The 14,732-nt window shown below is 37.0% G+C and carries 16 protein-coding genes, 1 tRNA gene, 1 other RNA gene and 1 other annotated feature; of the genes, 4 read left to right on the top strand and 14 right to left on the bottom strand.

Translation table 11 applies throughout. From position 1 onward, the window contains the following. Positions 1-144 precede the first annotated feature (144 nt). The 7 genes from DN389_RS09025 to tadA all read right to left on the bottom strand — a co-directional run bounded on the left by DN389_RS09025 (position 145) and on the right by tadA (position 4,496). Positions 145-414, bottom strand: a complete 270-nt coding sequence (locus tag DN389_RS09025; protein ID WP_001089487.1) for a pro-sigmaK processing inhibitor BofA family protein — start codon at positions 412-414, stop codon at positions 145-147. 216 nt (positions 415-630) lie between these two features. Continuing rightward, positions 631-852, bottom strand: coding sequence for a YaaL family protein (locus DN389_RS09030; RefSeq protein WP_000466020.1), 222 nt, complete (start codon positions 850-852; stop codon positions 631-633). Between the two features lie 14 nt (positions 853-866). Continuing rightward, the gene (recR, locus tag DN389_RS09035) at positions 867-1,463 is read right to left on the bottom strand and encodes a recombination protein RecR (RefSeq protein ID WP_000559168.1); all 597 of its coding nucleotides are present in this window, start codon (positions 1,461-1,463) and stop codon (positions 867-869) included. Between the two features lie 14 nt (positions 1,464-1,477). Continuing rightward, on the bottom strand, positions 1,478-1,804 hold the full coding sequence (locus DN389_RS09040; protein WP_170771173.1) for a YbaB/EbfC family nucleoid-associated protein: 327 nt from the start codon (positions 1,802-1,804) through the stop codon (positions 1,478-1,480). Positions 1,805-1,829: 25 nt separating this feature from the next. Beyond that, on the bottom strand, positions 1,830-3,518 hold the full coding sequence (dnaX, locus tag DN389_RS09045; RefSeq protein WP_000121581.1) for a DNA polymerase III subunit gamma/tau: 1,689 nt from the start codon (positions 3,516-3,518) through the stop codon (positions 1,830-1,832). Between the two features lie 132 nt (positions 3,519-3,650). After that, positions 3,651-3,915, bottom strand: an RNA gene (gene ffs, locus DN389_RS09050) — signal recognition particle sRNA large type. An 80-nt stretch (positions 3,916-3,995) separates the two neighbouring features. Continuing rightward, entirely contained in the window at positions 3,996-4,496 is a 501-nt protein-coding gene (gene tadA, locus DN389_RS09055) for a tRNA adenosine(34) deaminase TadA (protein WP_149237029.1), read from the bottom strand. A gap of 106 nt (positions 4,497-4,602) precedes the next feature. Between tadA and DN389_RS09060 the strand changes: the two genes are divergently transcribed. From DN389_RS09060 to DN389_RS09070, 3 genes are all read left to right on the top strand, one after another. Continuing rightward, the gene (locus DN389_RS09060; protein ID WP_000798743.1) at positions 4,603-5,142 is read left to right on the top strand and encodes a cysteine hydrolase family protein; all 540 of its coding nucleotides are present in this window, start codon (positions 4,603-4,605) and stop codon (positions 5,140-5,142) included. A gap of 125 nt (positions 5,143-5,267) precedes the next feature. Continuing rightward, positions 5,268-5,903, top strand: a complete 636-nt coding sequence (locus DN389_RS09065) for a deoxynucleoside kinase (RefSeq protein ID WP_000148207.1) — start codon at positions 5,268-5,270, stop codon at positions 5,901-5,903. 2 nt (positions 5,904-5,905) lie between these two features. Beyond that, positions 5,906-6,574 (top strand): deoxynucleoside kinase, encoded by a 669-nt coding sequence (locus DN389_RS09070; protein WP_001053583.1) that lies wholly within the window; start codon positions 5,906-5,908, stop codon positions 6,572-6,574. 35 nt (positions 6,575-6,609) lie between these two features. Here the strand turns inward: DN389_RS09070 and DN389_RS09075 are convergent, their stop codons facing one another. The 7 genes from DN389_RS09075 to guaB all read right to left on the bottom strand — a co-directional run bounded on the left by DN389_RS09075 (position 6,610) and on the right by guaB (position 13,562). Beyond that, positions 6,610-7,002, bottom strand: coding sequence for a sigma factor-like helix-turn-helix DNA-binding protein (locus DN389_RS09075; protein ID WP_000364198.1), 393 nt, complete (start codon positions 7,000-7,002; stop codon positions 6,610-6,612). A gap of 166 nt (positions 7,003-7,168) precedes the next feature. After that, positions 7,169-7,261 (bottom strand) — tRNA-Ser (locus DN389_RS09080). Positions 7,262-7,417: 156 nt separating this feature from the next. Further along, positions 7,418-8,692 carry a serine--tRNA ligase gene (gene serS / locus DN389_RS09085; RefSeq protein ID WP_060486343.1) on the bottom strand — a complete coding sequence of 425 codons (1,275 nt, stop codon included), beginning with the start codon at positions 8,690-8,692 and terminating at the stop codon, positions 7,418-7,420. A gap of 51 nt (positions 8,693-8,743) precedes the next feature. Further along, positions 8,744-8,965: a binding site (T-box leader), on the bottom strand. Between the two features lie 54 nt (positions 8,966-9,019). Then, on the bottom strand, positions 9,020-9,610 hold the full coding sequence (gene pdxT / locus DN389_RS09090; RefSeq protein ID WP_000238774.1) for a pyridoxal 5'-phosphate synthase glutaminase subunit PdxT: 591 nt from the start codon (positions 9,608-9,610) through the stop codon (positions 9,020-9,022). Between the two features lie 18 nt (positions 9,611-9,628). Next, the gene (gene pdxS, locus DN389_RS09095) at positions 9,629-10,516 is read right to left on the bottom strand and encodes a pyridoxal 5'-phosphate synthase lyase subunit PdxS (RefSeq protein ID WP_000186157.1); all 888 of its coding nucleotides are present in this window, start codon (positions 10,514-10,516) and stop codon (positions 9,629-9,631) included. A 161-nt stretch (positions 10,517-10,677) separates the two neighbouring features. After that, positions 10,678-11,985 (bottom strand): D-alanyl-D-alanine carboxypeptidase DacA, encoded by a 1,308-nt coding sequence (dacA, locus tag DN389_RS09100; RefSeq protein WP_137011318.1) that lies wholly within the window; start codon positions 11,983-11,985, stop codon positions 10,678-10,680. Between the two features lie 113 nt (positions 11,986-12,098). After that, the gene (guaB, locus tag DN389_RS09105; protein ID WP_000264076.1) at positions 12,099-13,562 is read right to left on the bottom strand and encodes an IMP dehydrogenase; all 1,464 of its coding nucleotides are present in this window, start codon (positions 13,560-13,562) and stop codon (positions 12,099-12,101) included. A 115-nt stretch (positions 13,563-13,677) separates the two neighbouring features. On the opposite strand from guaB, the gene DN389_RS09110 reads away from it, so the two are divergent. Then, the gene (locus DN389_RS09110) at positions 13,678-14,679 is read left to right on the top strand and encodes a YaaC family protein (protein ID WP_060486345.1); all 1,002 of its coding nucleotides are present in this window, start codon (positions 13,678-13,680) and stop codon (positions 14,677-14,679) included. Positions 14,680-14,732 lie beyond the last annotated feature (53 nt).

Genomic DNA, 14,732 nt, shown 5'->3' on the forward strand with positions numbered 1-14,732 from the left:
CATCGCGTTTCAGCGACTTTTATAATTTAACATTTCGCGTTAAATCTGTCAACAACTTTTTTCTTTCGTTCCTGACGACGCTTATTAATTTACCATATTAATCATTTGTTCGTCAACACTTTTTAAAAAAATGCCAAAATAATTTTATCTTGGCATGATATAAAGCTTAATAACCACTAATGCAGCAACACCAGGTAGGCCTAATATACTTGTGATTGTTGCGGTTCCCAAGTTAATTGGAATATGAAAATCAAAATATGTTCCTACAACATTTACGATAAAGAGTAATGCTATCCCTAAAGTAACATGAAAGAGCACTTTTCCTATAAAACGTAACGGCTTAGAAGAAACACCAAAAACAAGAAAGATAAAAACTAAAGTAAGAATACCGACAATAACAACTGTAGAATTCATTTTTTCCTCCTTATGAAAGTGATCTATACATATTTATTTGTATGGGACAAGGCGATAAAAAAGAACATTTACCCTACAACTCCAGTTGTTTTATCTTGTTAATCTTCATTCGAAAACACTTTCTTCATAAAAACCATTAATCTTTCTTTCCAAACGAAGTAACCACTAAATATTTAATAAATAAAATAAAAGGTTCTGCTTTTTCAGCAGAACCTTTTACCATTGTTCCATTTTTACAGGACGACGTTTTGCTTCTTTTAACAAGAAGAAATATTTCGCCTCTGCTATTTTCAAAGAACAAAGTACATCTTGAGATGGTTCCACACTTTGTTCAACCATTCTCTTCTGACGTAACCATTCATTCTTCACTTTTTCTAATAGTACAATTAGCTTATCATCATACTCTTTACGCAATTTACCCTTTTTTTGAAAGAACATTTTTGTTTCTCCTCTTATACTTCTCTACGACCTTCTAACGCTTTCGACAGTGTCACTTCATCTGCATATTCTAAATCTCCACCAACTGGCAGACCATGTGCAATACGAGTTACTTTAATACCTGTCGGCTTTAAGAGGCGGGATATATACATCGCTGTAGCTTCCCCTTCAATATTAGGGTTTGTTGCTAGTATCACTTCTTGTACCGTTTCATCATGCAGTCGCTTTAAAAGTTGCGGGATATTAATGTCTTCCGGTCCAATTCCCTCCATTGGAGAAATCGCACCACGTAACACATGATATACACCTTGATACTCTTTCATCTTTTCCATTGCGATTACATCTTTCGGTTCCTGCACAACACAAACAATCGACTGATCTCGATGCGAATCATTACAAATATAACAAGGATCGCGGTCAGTAATATGTCCGCATACAGAACAATACGCTAAATCTCGCTTCGCATTCACAAGTGCTTTTGCAAAACCTAACACATCATCTTCTTTCATATCTAATACGAAAAACGCCAAGCGAACCGCTGTTTTCGGTCCGATTCCTGGCAACTTCATAAAACTATCAATTAATTTCGATATCGGTTCTGGATAATGCATATATCAGTATCCTCCTAGAACATTCCACCTGGTAAGTTTAAGCCTTTTGTAAATTTACCCATTGTAGAGTTTGAAAGTTCATCAGCTTTTTTAAGTGCATCATTCGTTGCAGCTAACACTAAGTCTTGTAACATTTCGATATCTTCTGGATCTACAACTTCTTCTTTAACTTTCACTTCAAGAATTTGCTTATGACCATTTGCAATAACTGTGACCATACCGCCGCCAGCTGTACCTTCAACTGTTTTTTCGCCAAGTTCTTCTTGCGCTTTTGCCATATCTTTTTGCATCTTTTGCATTTGTTTCATCATATTATTCATATTTCCCATTCCGCCACGCATCATAATTAATTCCTCCTAATTATTATTACTCTTTTATTTCAATAAGTTCTTGTCCTACTAATTTTACTGCCTCTTCTATAAGAGGATCTTCTTTTTTCTCTGGGCTTTCTTCAGAATTCTCGCCTTCACGCTGTAAAAAATCTTCACGGATTTTACCCCATTCACTTTTTGGAATGGCAATCATATTTAATCTTTTACTTAACAGTTCAAATAAGGCTTGTTCCACTGTATCCATAGCTTCTCGGTTTTCGCTTGCCATTTTACAGTGAATCTCATATTGAAACGCTAAAACGTAAGTATCATCCGAAGCCGCTACCGGTTCGCTATTTTCTAATAAAACAGCAAACGCTACTTTGTTGTATGATTTGAGTCTTCCTAACAGCTCACCCCACACAGCTTTTAATTGTTCTAAATCCTGACGCTTTGCTTGCTTCAACACTTCATTTACGCGTCCAACAGGAATTTTCATACTCCCTGTACGCACTGGCTTTGGTGTTGCACGTGTCTCTCTGACTTCTTGCTGCACACCAGCCGGCACACCATTCTTTTTGACTTGTTCTAACTCTTTCTCCAATTGCTGCATCCTGTTCATAATTGCTTGTAAACGATCTGCACCGTTCGCTTGCATCATAAACTGTTGACACAGTTGTACCATAACAACTTCTAAGAAAATTCGCGGATGATTTGTCCACTTCATTTCCTGTTGTCCCTTACTAAGAGTATGAATGATTTCATAGATTACTTCCGGTTGCATTTCTTCACTTAACATCCGGAATTGCTCATCTACCATTACTCGTTCCAACATATGTTCCAGTTGTGGTGAGGTTTGATATAAAAGCATATCGCGATAATAGTAAATGAAATCCTCCATAAAACGAACTGGATCTTTCCCTTTACCCATCATCTCATCTATGATACGTAATGCTCTTGATACATCATTTTCACGTATACATTCTACTAAGTTACCTAAGTATTGCTGGGAAACAGAACCTGTCACAGCTAATACATCTTCTGTCGTAACTGTCTCATCACTATAAGATATTGCCTGATCAATAAGACTAAGCGCATCACGCATACCACCTTCAGCGGCACGCGCAACAATTTGTAACGCCTCATCTTCTACTTGCGTACCTTCATTCGTCACAACCGTCGATAATCTCTCAACGATATCATTTACTGATATTTTTCGAAATTCAAAACGCTGGCAACGTGAAATGATTGTAGGCGGAATCTTATGTGGTTCTGTTGTCGCCAAAATAAAGATGACGTGTCCCGGCGGCTCTTCTAACGTTTTTAAAAGCGCATTGAAGGCACCCATAGAAAGCATGTGGACTTCATCAATAATGTATACTTTATATTCTACAGCACTTGGAGCATATTTTACTTTATCTCTAATATCTCGAATTTCATCTACACCGTTATTTGAAGCCGCATCAATTTCTAATACATCTGAAATAGATCCTTGTGTAATCCCCAAACAAGAAGGACATTCATTACAAGGTTCAGCTACCGGAGCATGTTCACAGTTGATTGCTTTTGCAAATACTTTTGCAATTGTCGTTTTTCCTGTTCCCCTCGGCCCAGAAAATAAATAAGCATGTGAAACTTTCTCTTGAAGAAGGGCATTTTGCAACGTTTTTGTCACGTGCTTTTGACCAACTACATCTTCAAATTTTTGCGGTCTCCATGTTCGGTATAACGCTTGGTATGACACGAAAATACGGCCTCCCTCAAAGGTTATTATCTTATTTATTATAACCCATTCTGTTTATAGATTCCAAAAGTTATTTTCTATACAAAAAACCCACCTTAGTATTAAGGTGAGTTTTGTATACATATATAACTGCCGTGCACCTTCTGTCGATTACGTACCATAAGCGTTACTCAAGCAGTTAGCTCGGTTCAGGCACTCCTGCGGCACACGAGAAGACCCGCTTATTGCTGCTTCCTTCCGGACCTGACAAGGTTCACGGGGTCCCGTTGCGCAGGACCCAAACGTCAACACCACTTACTTAAGGCAGACCTTACAGCAGCATAACCTCGAGAAGGGATTCGGCCTCGCTAGAGCGGATTGCGAGTATAGGGCACCGCTACCTCCCCGCTTAGCACGGCAAAGTTAAAACCAATATTCGGTTGCCTTTATTAAAAGGCATTATCAGTATAACTTGTTTTTTTACAAAATGCAAATACGTTAATTCTCGTTACTTTTCTCTAATTTTTTTTTCGCTTTTCTTTTTTTACGAAGCTCTCTAAAAAAGTTTGTTAACAAAGTACCGCATTCTTCTTCTAATACACCAGCAACTACCTCGCATTGATGATTAAAGCGTTCATCCGTTAAAAGATTCATCAAAGTCCCTGCACATCCACCTTTCGGATCACTTGCACCATATACAACTCGCTTCACTCGTGATAAAACAATTCCACCCGCACACATCGGACAAGGCTCTAATGTTACATATAACGTCGCATCTTCTAAACGCCATGTCCCTAATTTTTTGCACGCCTCATCAATAGCTAATAACTCAGCGTGAGCTATTGATCTTTGTTCAGTTTCCCTTAAATTATGAGCAACACTAATTACTTCACCATCTAACACTATAACTGCACCAATCGGTACTTCTTGTATTGCCTCTGCTTTTTTAGCCTCTTCTATCGCTAACTGCATAAAATAAATATCTTGATCGTGTTCCATACCATAGTCCTTTCCCTCAAATAAAATACACTTATTTCCATTTACTGCACATGGGATAACTTTTACAAATTCAATCCACCCTAATAAAAAAGAGAGGGGATTACATATGAAGAATACTGCCTTACTCATTATCGATATGATTAATGATTTTCAATTTTCACACGGGCCCACCCTAGCCAAAAAATGCGAAATTATAACAAACCCTATTTTACAATTAAAGAAAACAATGAAATCCTTTGGCTACCCCATAATTTATGTTAATGACCATTATCAACTTTGGAGATCTGATATTGACCAACTAATTACTCATTGTACAAATGAGTATAGTGAAAATATCATTCATAAGATTGCTCCAAATACTGATGATTACATTTTTATTAAACCACATTACTCTGCCTTTTATGAAACACCTTTAAATTCTTTATTAGGCTATTTAAAAATAGAAAATCTAATATTGACAGGAGTCGCCGGGAATATATGTATCCTCTTTACAGCTAACGATGCTCATATGAGAAATTATACACTGTATGTACCACAGGACTGTATTGCCTCTAATCATGATCAGGATAATCTGCATGCTTTAAAAATAATGGAAGCCACATTAAAAGCAAATATAGTACCGTCATCTCAAATAAAAATTAATTAATACATATATTTATTTTCTAACTTTTTATATCAAATTAACCCGCTCGCTTCCCTCCTGTGCTACAATAATTCTGTTTTGTGTTTTTAGTAGTCACGGTAAATCACTGATTGAAAGGAGGAAACAGCGTGACCGGAGTACCATTTATCACGGTTGAAGGACCAATTGGTGTTGGAAAAACCTCACTTGCGAAGGCAATTTCAACTCACATGCAACTCCACTTACTAAAAGAAATTGTTGATGAGAATCCTTTTTTAGGAAAATTCTATGAAGACATCGACGAATGGAGTTTTCAAACAGAGATGTTCTTTCTTTGTAATAGATACAAACAATTAGAAGATATTAACATAAAGTATTTGAATCAAAGGAAACCAGTAGTAGCGGATTATCATATATTTAAAAATTTAATTTTCGCATCCCGTACATTAAAGAATTCTCAATATGACAAGTACATGCAAATCTATCGTATCCTTACACAAGATATGCCTGTACCAAACGTTATCGTTTATTTAACAGCTAGCTTGGAAACATTACAAACACGAATTGCGATGCGCGGAAGAGAATTCGAAAAAAACATGGATCCAAATTACTTACTACAGCTCACAAAAGATTACGAAACAGCAATGGATACTTTTAAAAAGGATCATCCAGATATCCCAGTATTAAAATTTAACGGAGACGATATGGATTTTGTAAAAAATCCTGATGATTTAAACGTCATCCTATCCGCCCTTCAAAATACTCTCTTAAAGGAGTCGGAATAACAATGAATTTAAGGCAAAAATATGATATACCAAATGACGCAGTAATCACTATTGCTGGAACAGTAGGTGTCGGAAAATCAACTATGACAACTGCATTAGCTAACGCTCTAGGTTATCGCACATCATTTGAAAAGGTAGATTCAAACCCGTATTTGGACAAGTTCTATGCTGATTTCACACGCTGGAGCTTCCACTTGCAAGTGTACTTTTTAGCAGAACGATTTAAAGAACAAAAAAGAATTTTTGAATACGGTGGCGGTTTTGTTCAAGATCGCTCTATCTATGAAGACACTGGAATTTTTGCAAAGATGCATCATGAAAAAGGTACAATGACGGAAACTGATTATGAAACATACAAAGGTTTATTTGACGCTATGGTCATGACTCCTTACTTCCCTCATCCTGATTTATTAATTTACTTAGAAGGTTCTTTCGATGATATTGTTGATCGTATCCAAGAACGTGGACGTCCGATGGAACAACAAACACCAATTGAGTATTGGAAAGAGATGCATGGCCGTTACGAAAACTGGATTAATAACTTTAATGCATGCCCTGTTTTACGATTAAACATTAATGAATACGATATTTTAAAAGATGGTGATTCAATTGAACCAATCATTAAAAAAATTGGCCATTTTTTAAAACAAACACGTAAACTTGTAAAATAAAAAACCCGTGCATACGCACGGGTTTTTCTATTAAATTACTTCTTTTTTGTCGGAGCAATAATTTCACTCTCAGGTTTTCCAGCGTTAATACGCTGACGAACAGTACTTGTACTAATATCGTATGTTTCAGCAATCTCTTTAACAGTCATTTCTTTCCCGTTAATCACTGCTGTTAATACTTTACCTGTACGTTTTGGAGCTGCTTCTTTCTTTACAGCTGCTTTTTCAACTTTTTTTGGCGCCTCTACTTTTGTCGCAGTTTGCTTTACATCACAAGTGCAACCACAAAGTTTACGGAATGTATCATCGCTTATAATGCGTGACACATTTGCACCACTGTTTAAAATTCTATTGTTCTTACAGACAGGACATTGTACATAATATAAAGTTTTTCCATCTAAAGGAAACGTTTGTATAATAAGATCCATGTTGACTCCTTTCATATCTATGAAGATAATCATCGGAATATGAGTGTGTAATAAGGACAAAATCGCCTTACACCATACTTTATGATTGGTTTTAAAATAAAAACTCGTTACGTGTTGGTAACGAGTTCTCCAATCTCCACTTATATGCGCTGTTGTCAATTATATCTGGAGGAGGTAGAGGGATTCGAACCCCCGCGCGACTCTCGCCGCCTGTCGGTTTTCAAGACCGATCCCTTCAGCCAGACTTGGGTATACCTCCATATTGACATCAAATATAATATCAAAAGAAAAACAGTTAGTCAACCCTACTAAAATAAATTATGAGGAAAGGAAAATTTTACTTTTCCTCTCCTACATTATAGTACTGACAACGCTCATAATTACCAATCACTCATACCGATGAATGTTTATAAATTTACTTAATAACTGTTTTTCCTCCCATATAAGGGCGAAGAACTTCTGGAATTATAATTGTACCATCTTCTTGTTGGTAGTTCTCTAAAATAGCTGCCACCGTACGTCCAATTGCAAGACCAGATCCATTTAATGTATGAACATGTTCTGGTTTTCCGTTTGGCTCACGACGGAAACGGATATTTGCACGTCTCGCTTGGAAAGCCTCAAAATTACTACAAGAAGAAATCTCACGATATGTGCCATAGCTTGGAATCCATACTTCGATATCGTATTTCTTCGCTGCTGTAAATCCTAAATCGCCTGTGCACATGCTCATAACGCGATATGGCAACTCTAATAATTGTAACACGCGTTCTGCATCATTTGTTAGTTTTTCTAACTCTTCATAAGAATCTTCTGGTTTTACGAACTTGACAAGCTCTACTTTATTGAACTGATGCTGACGAATTAAGCCACGTGTATCACGACCAGCTGAACCTGCTTCAGAACGGAAACAAGAGCTAAATGCAGCATATCGTATAGGCAATTGATCTTTATTTAAGATTTCATCACGATGCATGTTCGTTACAGGTACTTCAGCTGTTGGAATTAAGAAGTAATCTTCACTTTCAATACGGAATGCATCTTCTTCAAATTTCGGAAGTTGTCCTGTTCCTGTCATACTTGCACGGTTTACCATATACGGAGGTAATACTTCTTCGTATCCATGCTCGTCAGTATGAAGATCAAGCATAAAGCTAATTAAAGCACGCTCTAATCTCGCGCCAGCACCTTTATAGAATACGAAGCGGCTTCCTGTTACTTTCCCAGCACGCTCAAAATCTAAAATTCCTAAATCTGTAGCAAGATCCCAATGTGGTTTTGGTTCATAAGCAAATTCTTTCACTTCTCCCCAAGTACGTGCTACTACATTATCATCTTCTGTTTCACCAACTGGAGCAGATTCATGAGGAATATTCGGAATAGATAACATTAACCTTTCTAAATCTTCTTCAACTGTACGAAGTTCATTATCAAGATCTTTTACTTTTTCTCCAACTTCACGCATTTCTAGAATTAGAGCTTCTGCATCTTTCTTTTCGCGCTTCAATACAGAAATTTGTTGAGATACTTCGTTACGTTTACTTTTTAGTTCCTCTGTTTGAACAAGTAATTCTCTTCTTCTCGTATCCAGCTCTTCAAAGCGACCAAAATCAGTTAAATCTTCGCCTCTATGCTGTAACTTCGCTTTTACTTCTTCAAAATTTGTACGTAAAAATTTAATATCAAGCATTATATACTCCTCCTTTTATTTTATAAAACACAAAAAACTCCCGTCCCTATATAAAGGGACGGGAGTTAACCCGCGTTGCCACCCTAGTTGAAAGCATTACCGCCTTCCTCTCAAGTAGAAATAACGGCTCTTCACCGGGAATGTTTACTAATCATAAAGATATTCCACATTCCATTCCAGGATGGATTCACAAACTGTTTCTATCGATTTCCACCAACCATCGACTCTCTATAAGAAACGGCATTTGTTACTACTTCCTATCAACACGCTTATTTTATAAAATTGTTACCATCAATTTACTATAATCTTATACAAGTTGCAAGTTACTTATACAACTTTTTTCATTTTCGCTTCTTTTACCATTTCTACAAAGTATGCTGTGACACGATGATCATCCGTTAATTCCGGATGGAATGAAGCAGCTAAAAACTGATTTTGTTTTACTGCTACCATTCGGTCACCATGTGTAGAAAGTACTTCAACATCATCAGCTACATTTACAACATACGGAGCACGGATAAATACACCAATAAATTCTTCTCCTACACCTTTAATTGAAAGTGCGACTTCAAAGCTATCTTTTTGGCGTCCGAACGCATTTCGTTCTACTGTAATATCCATAGCACCAATATGTGCTTCTTCATAGCCAATAAGTGTTTTTGCAAGAAGAATCATACCTGCACATGTACCAAACATTGGTTTACCAGACTTCGCGAATGTACGAAGTGGTTCCATGAAAGCATACTTATCAATAAGACGGCGCATTGTTGTACTTTCACCGCCTGGTAAAATAAGACCATCAATCTCTTCAAGTTGCTCTACACGCTTTACAACAACAGCTTCTGCACCACTTGCTTCAACTGATTTTATATGCTCACGAACTGCACCTTGAAGACCTAGTACACCGATTTTCACCATTTTAAAGTTCTCCTTCAATTACCATCCACGCTCTTGCATGCGTTGTTCTGGTAATAACGTTGAAATTTCGATACCTTTCATTGCATTACCTAATCCTTTAGAAAGGCTCGCAATTAGTTCGTAATCCTCATAATGAGTCGTCGCTTCAACGATTGCGCGTGCAAATTTCTCTGGATTTTCTGATTTGAAGATACCAGATCCTACGAATACACCATCCGCACCAAGTTGCATCATTAACGCTGCATCTGCTGGTGTTGCTACACCACCTGCTGCGAAGTTTACAACTGGCAAACGACCAAGGCGTTTAATTTCAAGTAGTACTTCATAAGGAGCACCAGTGTTTTTTGCATATGTCATTAACTCATCTTCACGTAGACTTGCAACTTGACGGATTTCTGCATTGACTTGGCGCATATGACGCACTGCCTCTACAATGTTTCCTGTTCCTGGTTCACCTTTTGTACGAAGCATAGATGCACCTTCTGCAATACGACGCGCAGCTTCTCCGATATCACGGCAACCACATACAAACGGAACTGTGTAATCACGTTTATTTAAATGGTATACTTCATCAGCAGGAGTTAATACTTCACTCTCATCGATATAGTCTACCCCTAATGATTCTAATACACGTGCTTCTACAAGATGACCGATACGGCATTTTGCCATAACCGGAATTGAAACAGCGCCCATAACTTCTTCAACGATTGTTGGGTCTGCCATACGAGAAACGCCACCTGCTGCACGAATATCTGCTGGTACACGCTCTAGTGCCATAACAGCAACTGCGCCTGCCTCTTCTGCAATTTTTGCTTGTTCAGCGTTAATTACGTCCATAATAACGCCGCCTTTTTGCATTTCTGCCATTCCACGTTTTACACGTTCTGTCCCTGTTACATTTGTCATGTTACAAAAACCCCCCTAGGTGAATTGCTTTTCCCCGTTAAAGGCGAAAATTAAGAATACTCTTACATTCTACCACTAACTATCAGATGCTTGTCTACTACTTTTTCATAAAGTCGGTATGAAAAATAGGAATAAGAAAAAGCCCCTACAATGAGGAGCTTTTAAAACCAACCTTTTACTGTATCAACAGCACTATTCCATATACCACTAAAGAAAGAACCAATTCCGCGCATAGAGCGAGTAAACCAATTCGCTTCCTCCACTGCAGACGTTGTTACAAGATCTATTTGTAATGACTTACCAGATAAAAATCCAGGATCATTCGCATCTTTTGGTGTGATTACCATTTGGCCAAGTGCAGCTCCCTTTTTAATAGGTGCTTCTTGTCCCTTATTTGCTTCTTTTAATTCTGTTTTATAAACATCTTTACTTCCTTTTGGCACCGGAAGTGAAACAGCTTGTTTTGTTTGAACTGCTACATCTTTATCTTTAGCATTTTCTACTCGTACTGTTTCTTGTCCTTTTACTGAAGAATCTTTTTTATACATTTGCTTCATTTCAAAGTTAGCAAATCCATAATCATATAGCTTCTTTGTTTCATCAAAACGTGCTGTATGAGAACTTGTTTTAATAACTACAGAAATAAAACGCATTCCGTTTCTTTCAACCGTACCAGTGAAGCAATCCCCTGCTTCTGGAGTCGAGCCTGTTTTCAGGCCATCTACGCCATCATATTCTTTCACTAAGCCCTTTAACATCCAGTTCCAGTTCGACATTGCAAACTTCTCTTTTTCTGGACGGAATTCTTTTTTCGGGATTTTTGCTGTATCTAACACTTTTGGATAATCTTTAATTAAATGTTGTGCTAAAGTTGCAACATCCTTTGCAGACATTTTATTTTCTTCATCCGCTGTTGTTCCTTCAGGATGCATTCCCTTTAAATCCTTATTCGTTAAACCTGTAGAATTGACAAATTTATAATTTTTCAACCCTAGTTCTTTCGATTTATCATTCATCATTTTTACGAAGTCTACTTCTTTACCTGCAATTGCTTCTGCTAATGCAATTGTTGCACCATTTGCAGAAAAGATTGCCATTGCTTCATATAACTCTTTTACTGTATAAATTCCACCTTTTTCTAATGCAACATTTGATAAAGAAGCATCTTGTGAAACTTTATACGCATATTCAGAAACCTTAATTTTTTGATCCCACTTAAGTTTTCCTTTATCCACTGCTTCATGAACTAAATATTCACTCATCATCTTTGTCATACTAGCAATTGATAATAATTCATCTGCATTCTTTTGATATAAAATTTTCCCAGAATTCGCTTCAACTAAAATTGCTGCACCTGCTTCAATGTTTAAAGCAGCTCCTGTTTCTGCTGATGCATTGCTATATGGTAACAACATACTACAAGCTAGTGTAAGCATTGTTACTAAAGCAATGAATCTTTTGCAAAACATACCTTTCACTTTTGCTACCCCCAATATCTATGTACTCACATAACCGTTATTCTAACATAATCAAAAAAAAATAGACAGAGATATCAAATCTCCGTCTATTTGTATATAAGACATTACAATGAGTAGTTTGGAGCCTCTTTTGTAATTTGTACGTGATGAGGGTGGCTTTCACGTAAACCAGCACCTGACATACGAATGAATTGTGCATTCTCACGTAAGAATTCTAAATTCTGAGCTCCGCAATATCCCATACCGGCACGTAATCCACCAACTAATTGATGAACTGTATCGGCTAAAGGTCCTTTATATGGCACTCGACCTTCAATACCTTCTGGAACAAGTTTTTTATTTCCTTCTTGGAAGTAACGGTCTTTACTTCCTTTTTCCATCGCTCCGACAGAACCCATACCACGATATACTTTAAATTGACGACCTTGATAAATTTCAGTTTCTCCAGGGCTTTCAGCAACACCAGCAAACATACTACCTAGCATAACAACGTGTGCTCCTGCTGCTAAAGCTTTTACCATGTCACCAGAGTACTTAACACCACCATCAGCAATAACTGGAATACCATGTTTACGAGCTTCTGTTGCACAATCATAAACTGCTGTTAATTGTGGTACACCCACGCCAGCTACAACGCGTGTCGTACAAATAGAGCCTGGTCCAATACCAACTTTAACTACGTTTGCACCTGCTTCAATTAATGCTTTCGTTGCTTCAGCAGTAGCAACATTTCCAGCGATAATATTTAGTGATGGATATTTCGCACGAACTTCTTTCACTTTATCTATAACACCTTGAGAATGTCCATGAGCTGTATCAAGTACGATTGCATCTACGCTAGCTTTTACTAATGCGTCGATACGAAGCATAGCATCAGCCGTTACACCAACCGCTGCTCCAACTAATAAGCGTCCTTGCTTATCCTTCGCAGAATTTGGGAATTCAATTACTTTTTCAATATCTTTTATTGTAATAAGCCCTTGTAATACACCGTTGTTATCAACGAGAGGGAGTTTTTCAATTTTGTACTTTTGTAGGATCTTTTCAGCTTCTTCCAGCGTTGTACCAACTGGAGCTGTAATTAGCTTTTCTTTTGTCATTACGTCGGAAATTTTGATTGAGTAGTCTTGGATAAAACGCATATCACGGTTTGTAATAATACCAACTAATTTTCGCTCGTCTAAATTATTTACAACCGGTACACCTGAGATACGGTATTTTCCCATAAGATGCTCTGCATCATACACTTGATGTTCTGGAGTTAAAAAGAAAGGATCTGAAATAACGCCACTTTCAGAACGTTTTACTTTATCAACTTGCTCCGCTTGTTGTTCAATAGACATGTTTTTATGAATAATTCCTAAACCGCCTTGACGAGCCATTGCAATAGCCATATCAGCTTCTGTTACTGTATCCATTCCTGCACTAATTAACGGGATATTTAACTGTAAGCTTTCAGATAAAACTGTTTTAACACTTACTTCTCTTGGTAGTACATCTGACTTTGCTGGTACAAGTAATACGTCATCAAAAGTCAAACCTTCTTTAACAAATTTAGATTCCCACATAATTGTTCCCCCCATGATACCAGAAATTATTATTAGTAGCTTATCAATTGGTTAAAATACTGTCAAGGACGTATATATATGTTAGAATTTTTAGACAATAAAAGGAGCGTAATATATGCATCAAACACATTGTACTTGGCAGCAATTAAGTTTCTTCTTTTCATCTCAAAATGTACAACGTTATCTTGCCCGTTGCTATGAAAAATCCTCCATACAAGATGCTGAAAAAAAAAGTTTCGAAAATTGTTATCCCTTTATTTATTACTTAGAACACGGGAAAAACTATTATGAATTATATAAGGTAGCCCCCTTTTCGATTCAGCCAATGTTATTGTTTTATGGAATGAGCCAACTTTTTAAAGCCTGCTTACTAACTATTGATCCTAACTATCCAGAATCCACTACTGTTTTAGCTCATGGTGTTACGACTCGTAAACGAAAAAAACAGGGGTATCAATTTTTAGAAGATGAGGTGAAGGTGCAAAAAAATGGATTATTTACTCATATTGCAGAACAGCTGTTTCACATGAAACACTTAGAAGCAGAGAAATTTAACATGCTAGATCTAATGGGAAATATTCCCGAATTACAAAATTTATTTCGCTATAGTCAAAGAGGGGCCACTTTATATAAAATCGATTCAACAAATACAAATGAACTTTCCTTTTCGGTCAACATACTAGATCGACTCCATATGACTACAGAAAGATTTTCACGTTACATTGAATCAACTTGTAAGCATTTATCCATACAACATGTTCCTGGGAAAACGAGCGGATCGAATCTGCTTTTTACAGCTCCTATCCAGTCGTGGAACCCTATATATAGTACGCCTTTATACTACGAATATCTTGCTGATACTTATTACTTACCAATTCCAATTGACCCGAGAAATCCTAAACCAGTATTACCTGAACTTCTTGTTCATTATTTATTGCTCTACAATTTAAGTATGATTTCTAGATACGAAACAGATTGGTGGTATGATTTACTTGGGAGCTATGGCTCTGAAGATTATCCATTTATTTATCAATTTCTTACTATTTCTGCTCAAAAAATCCCTTACTATATTTCGTCTTTTTTACTAACAGAATCGAGCCTATTTCATGGGAAATAAAAAAAACACAAGTCAAAAGACTTGTGTTTTTAATTGCTTGGCGACGTCCTACT

It is taken from the genome of Bacillus sp. AY3-1, assembly GCF_008368785.1.
Classification (GTDB): Bacteria; Bacillota; Bacilli; order Bacillales; family Bacillaceae_G; genus Bacillus_A; species Bacillus_A wiedmannii.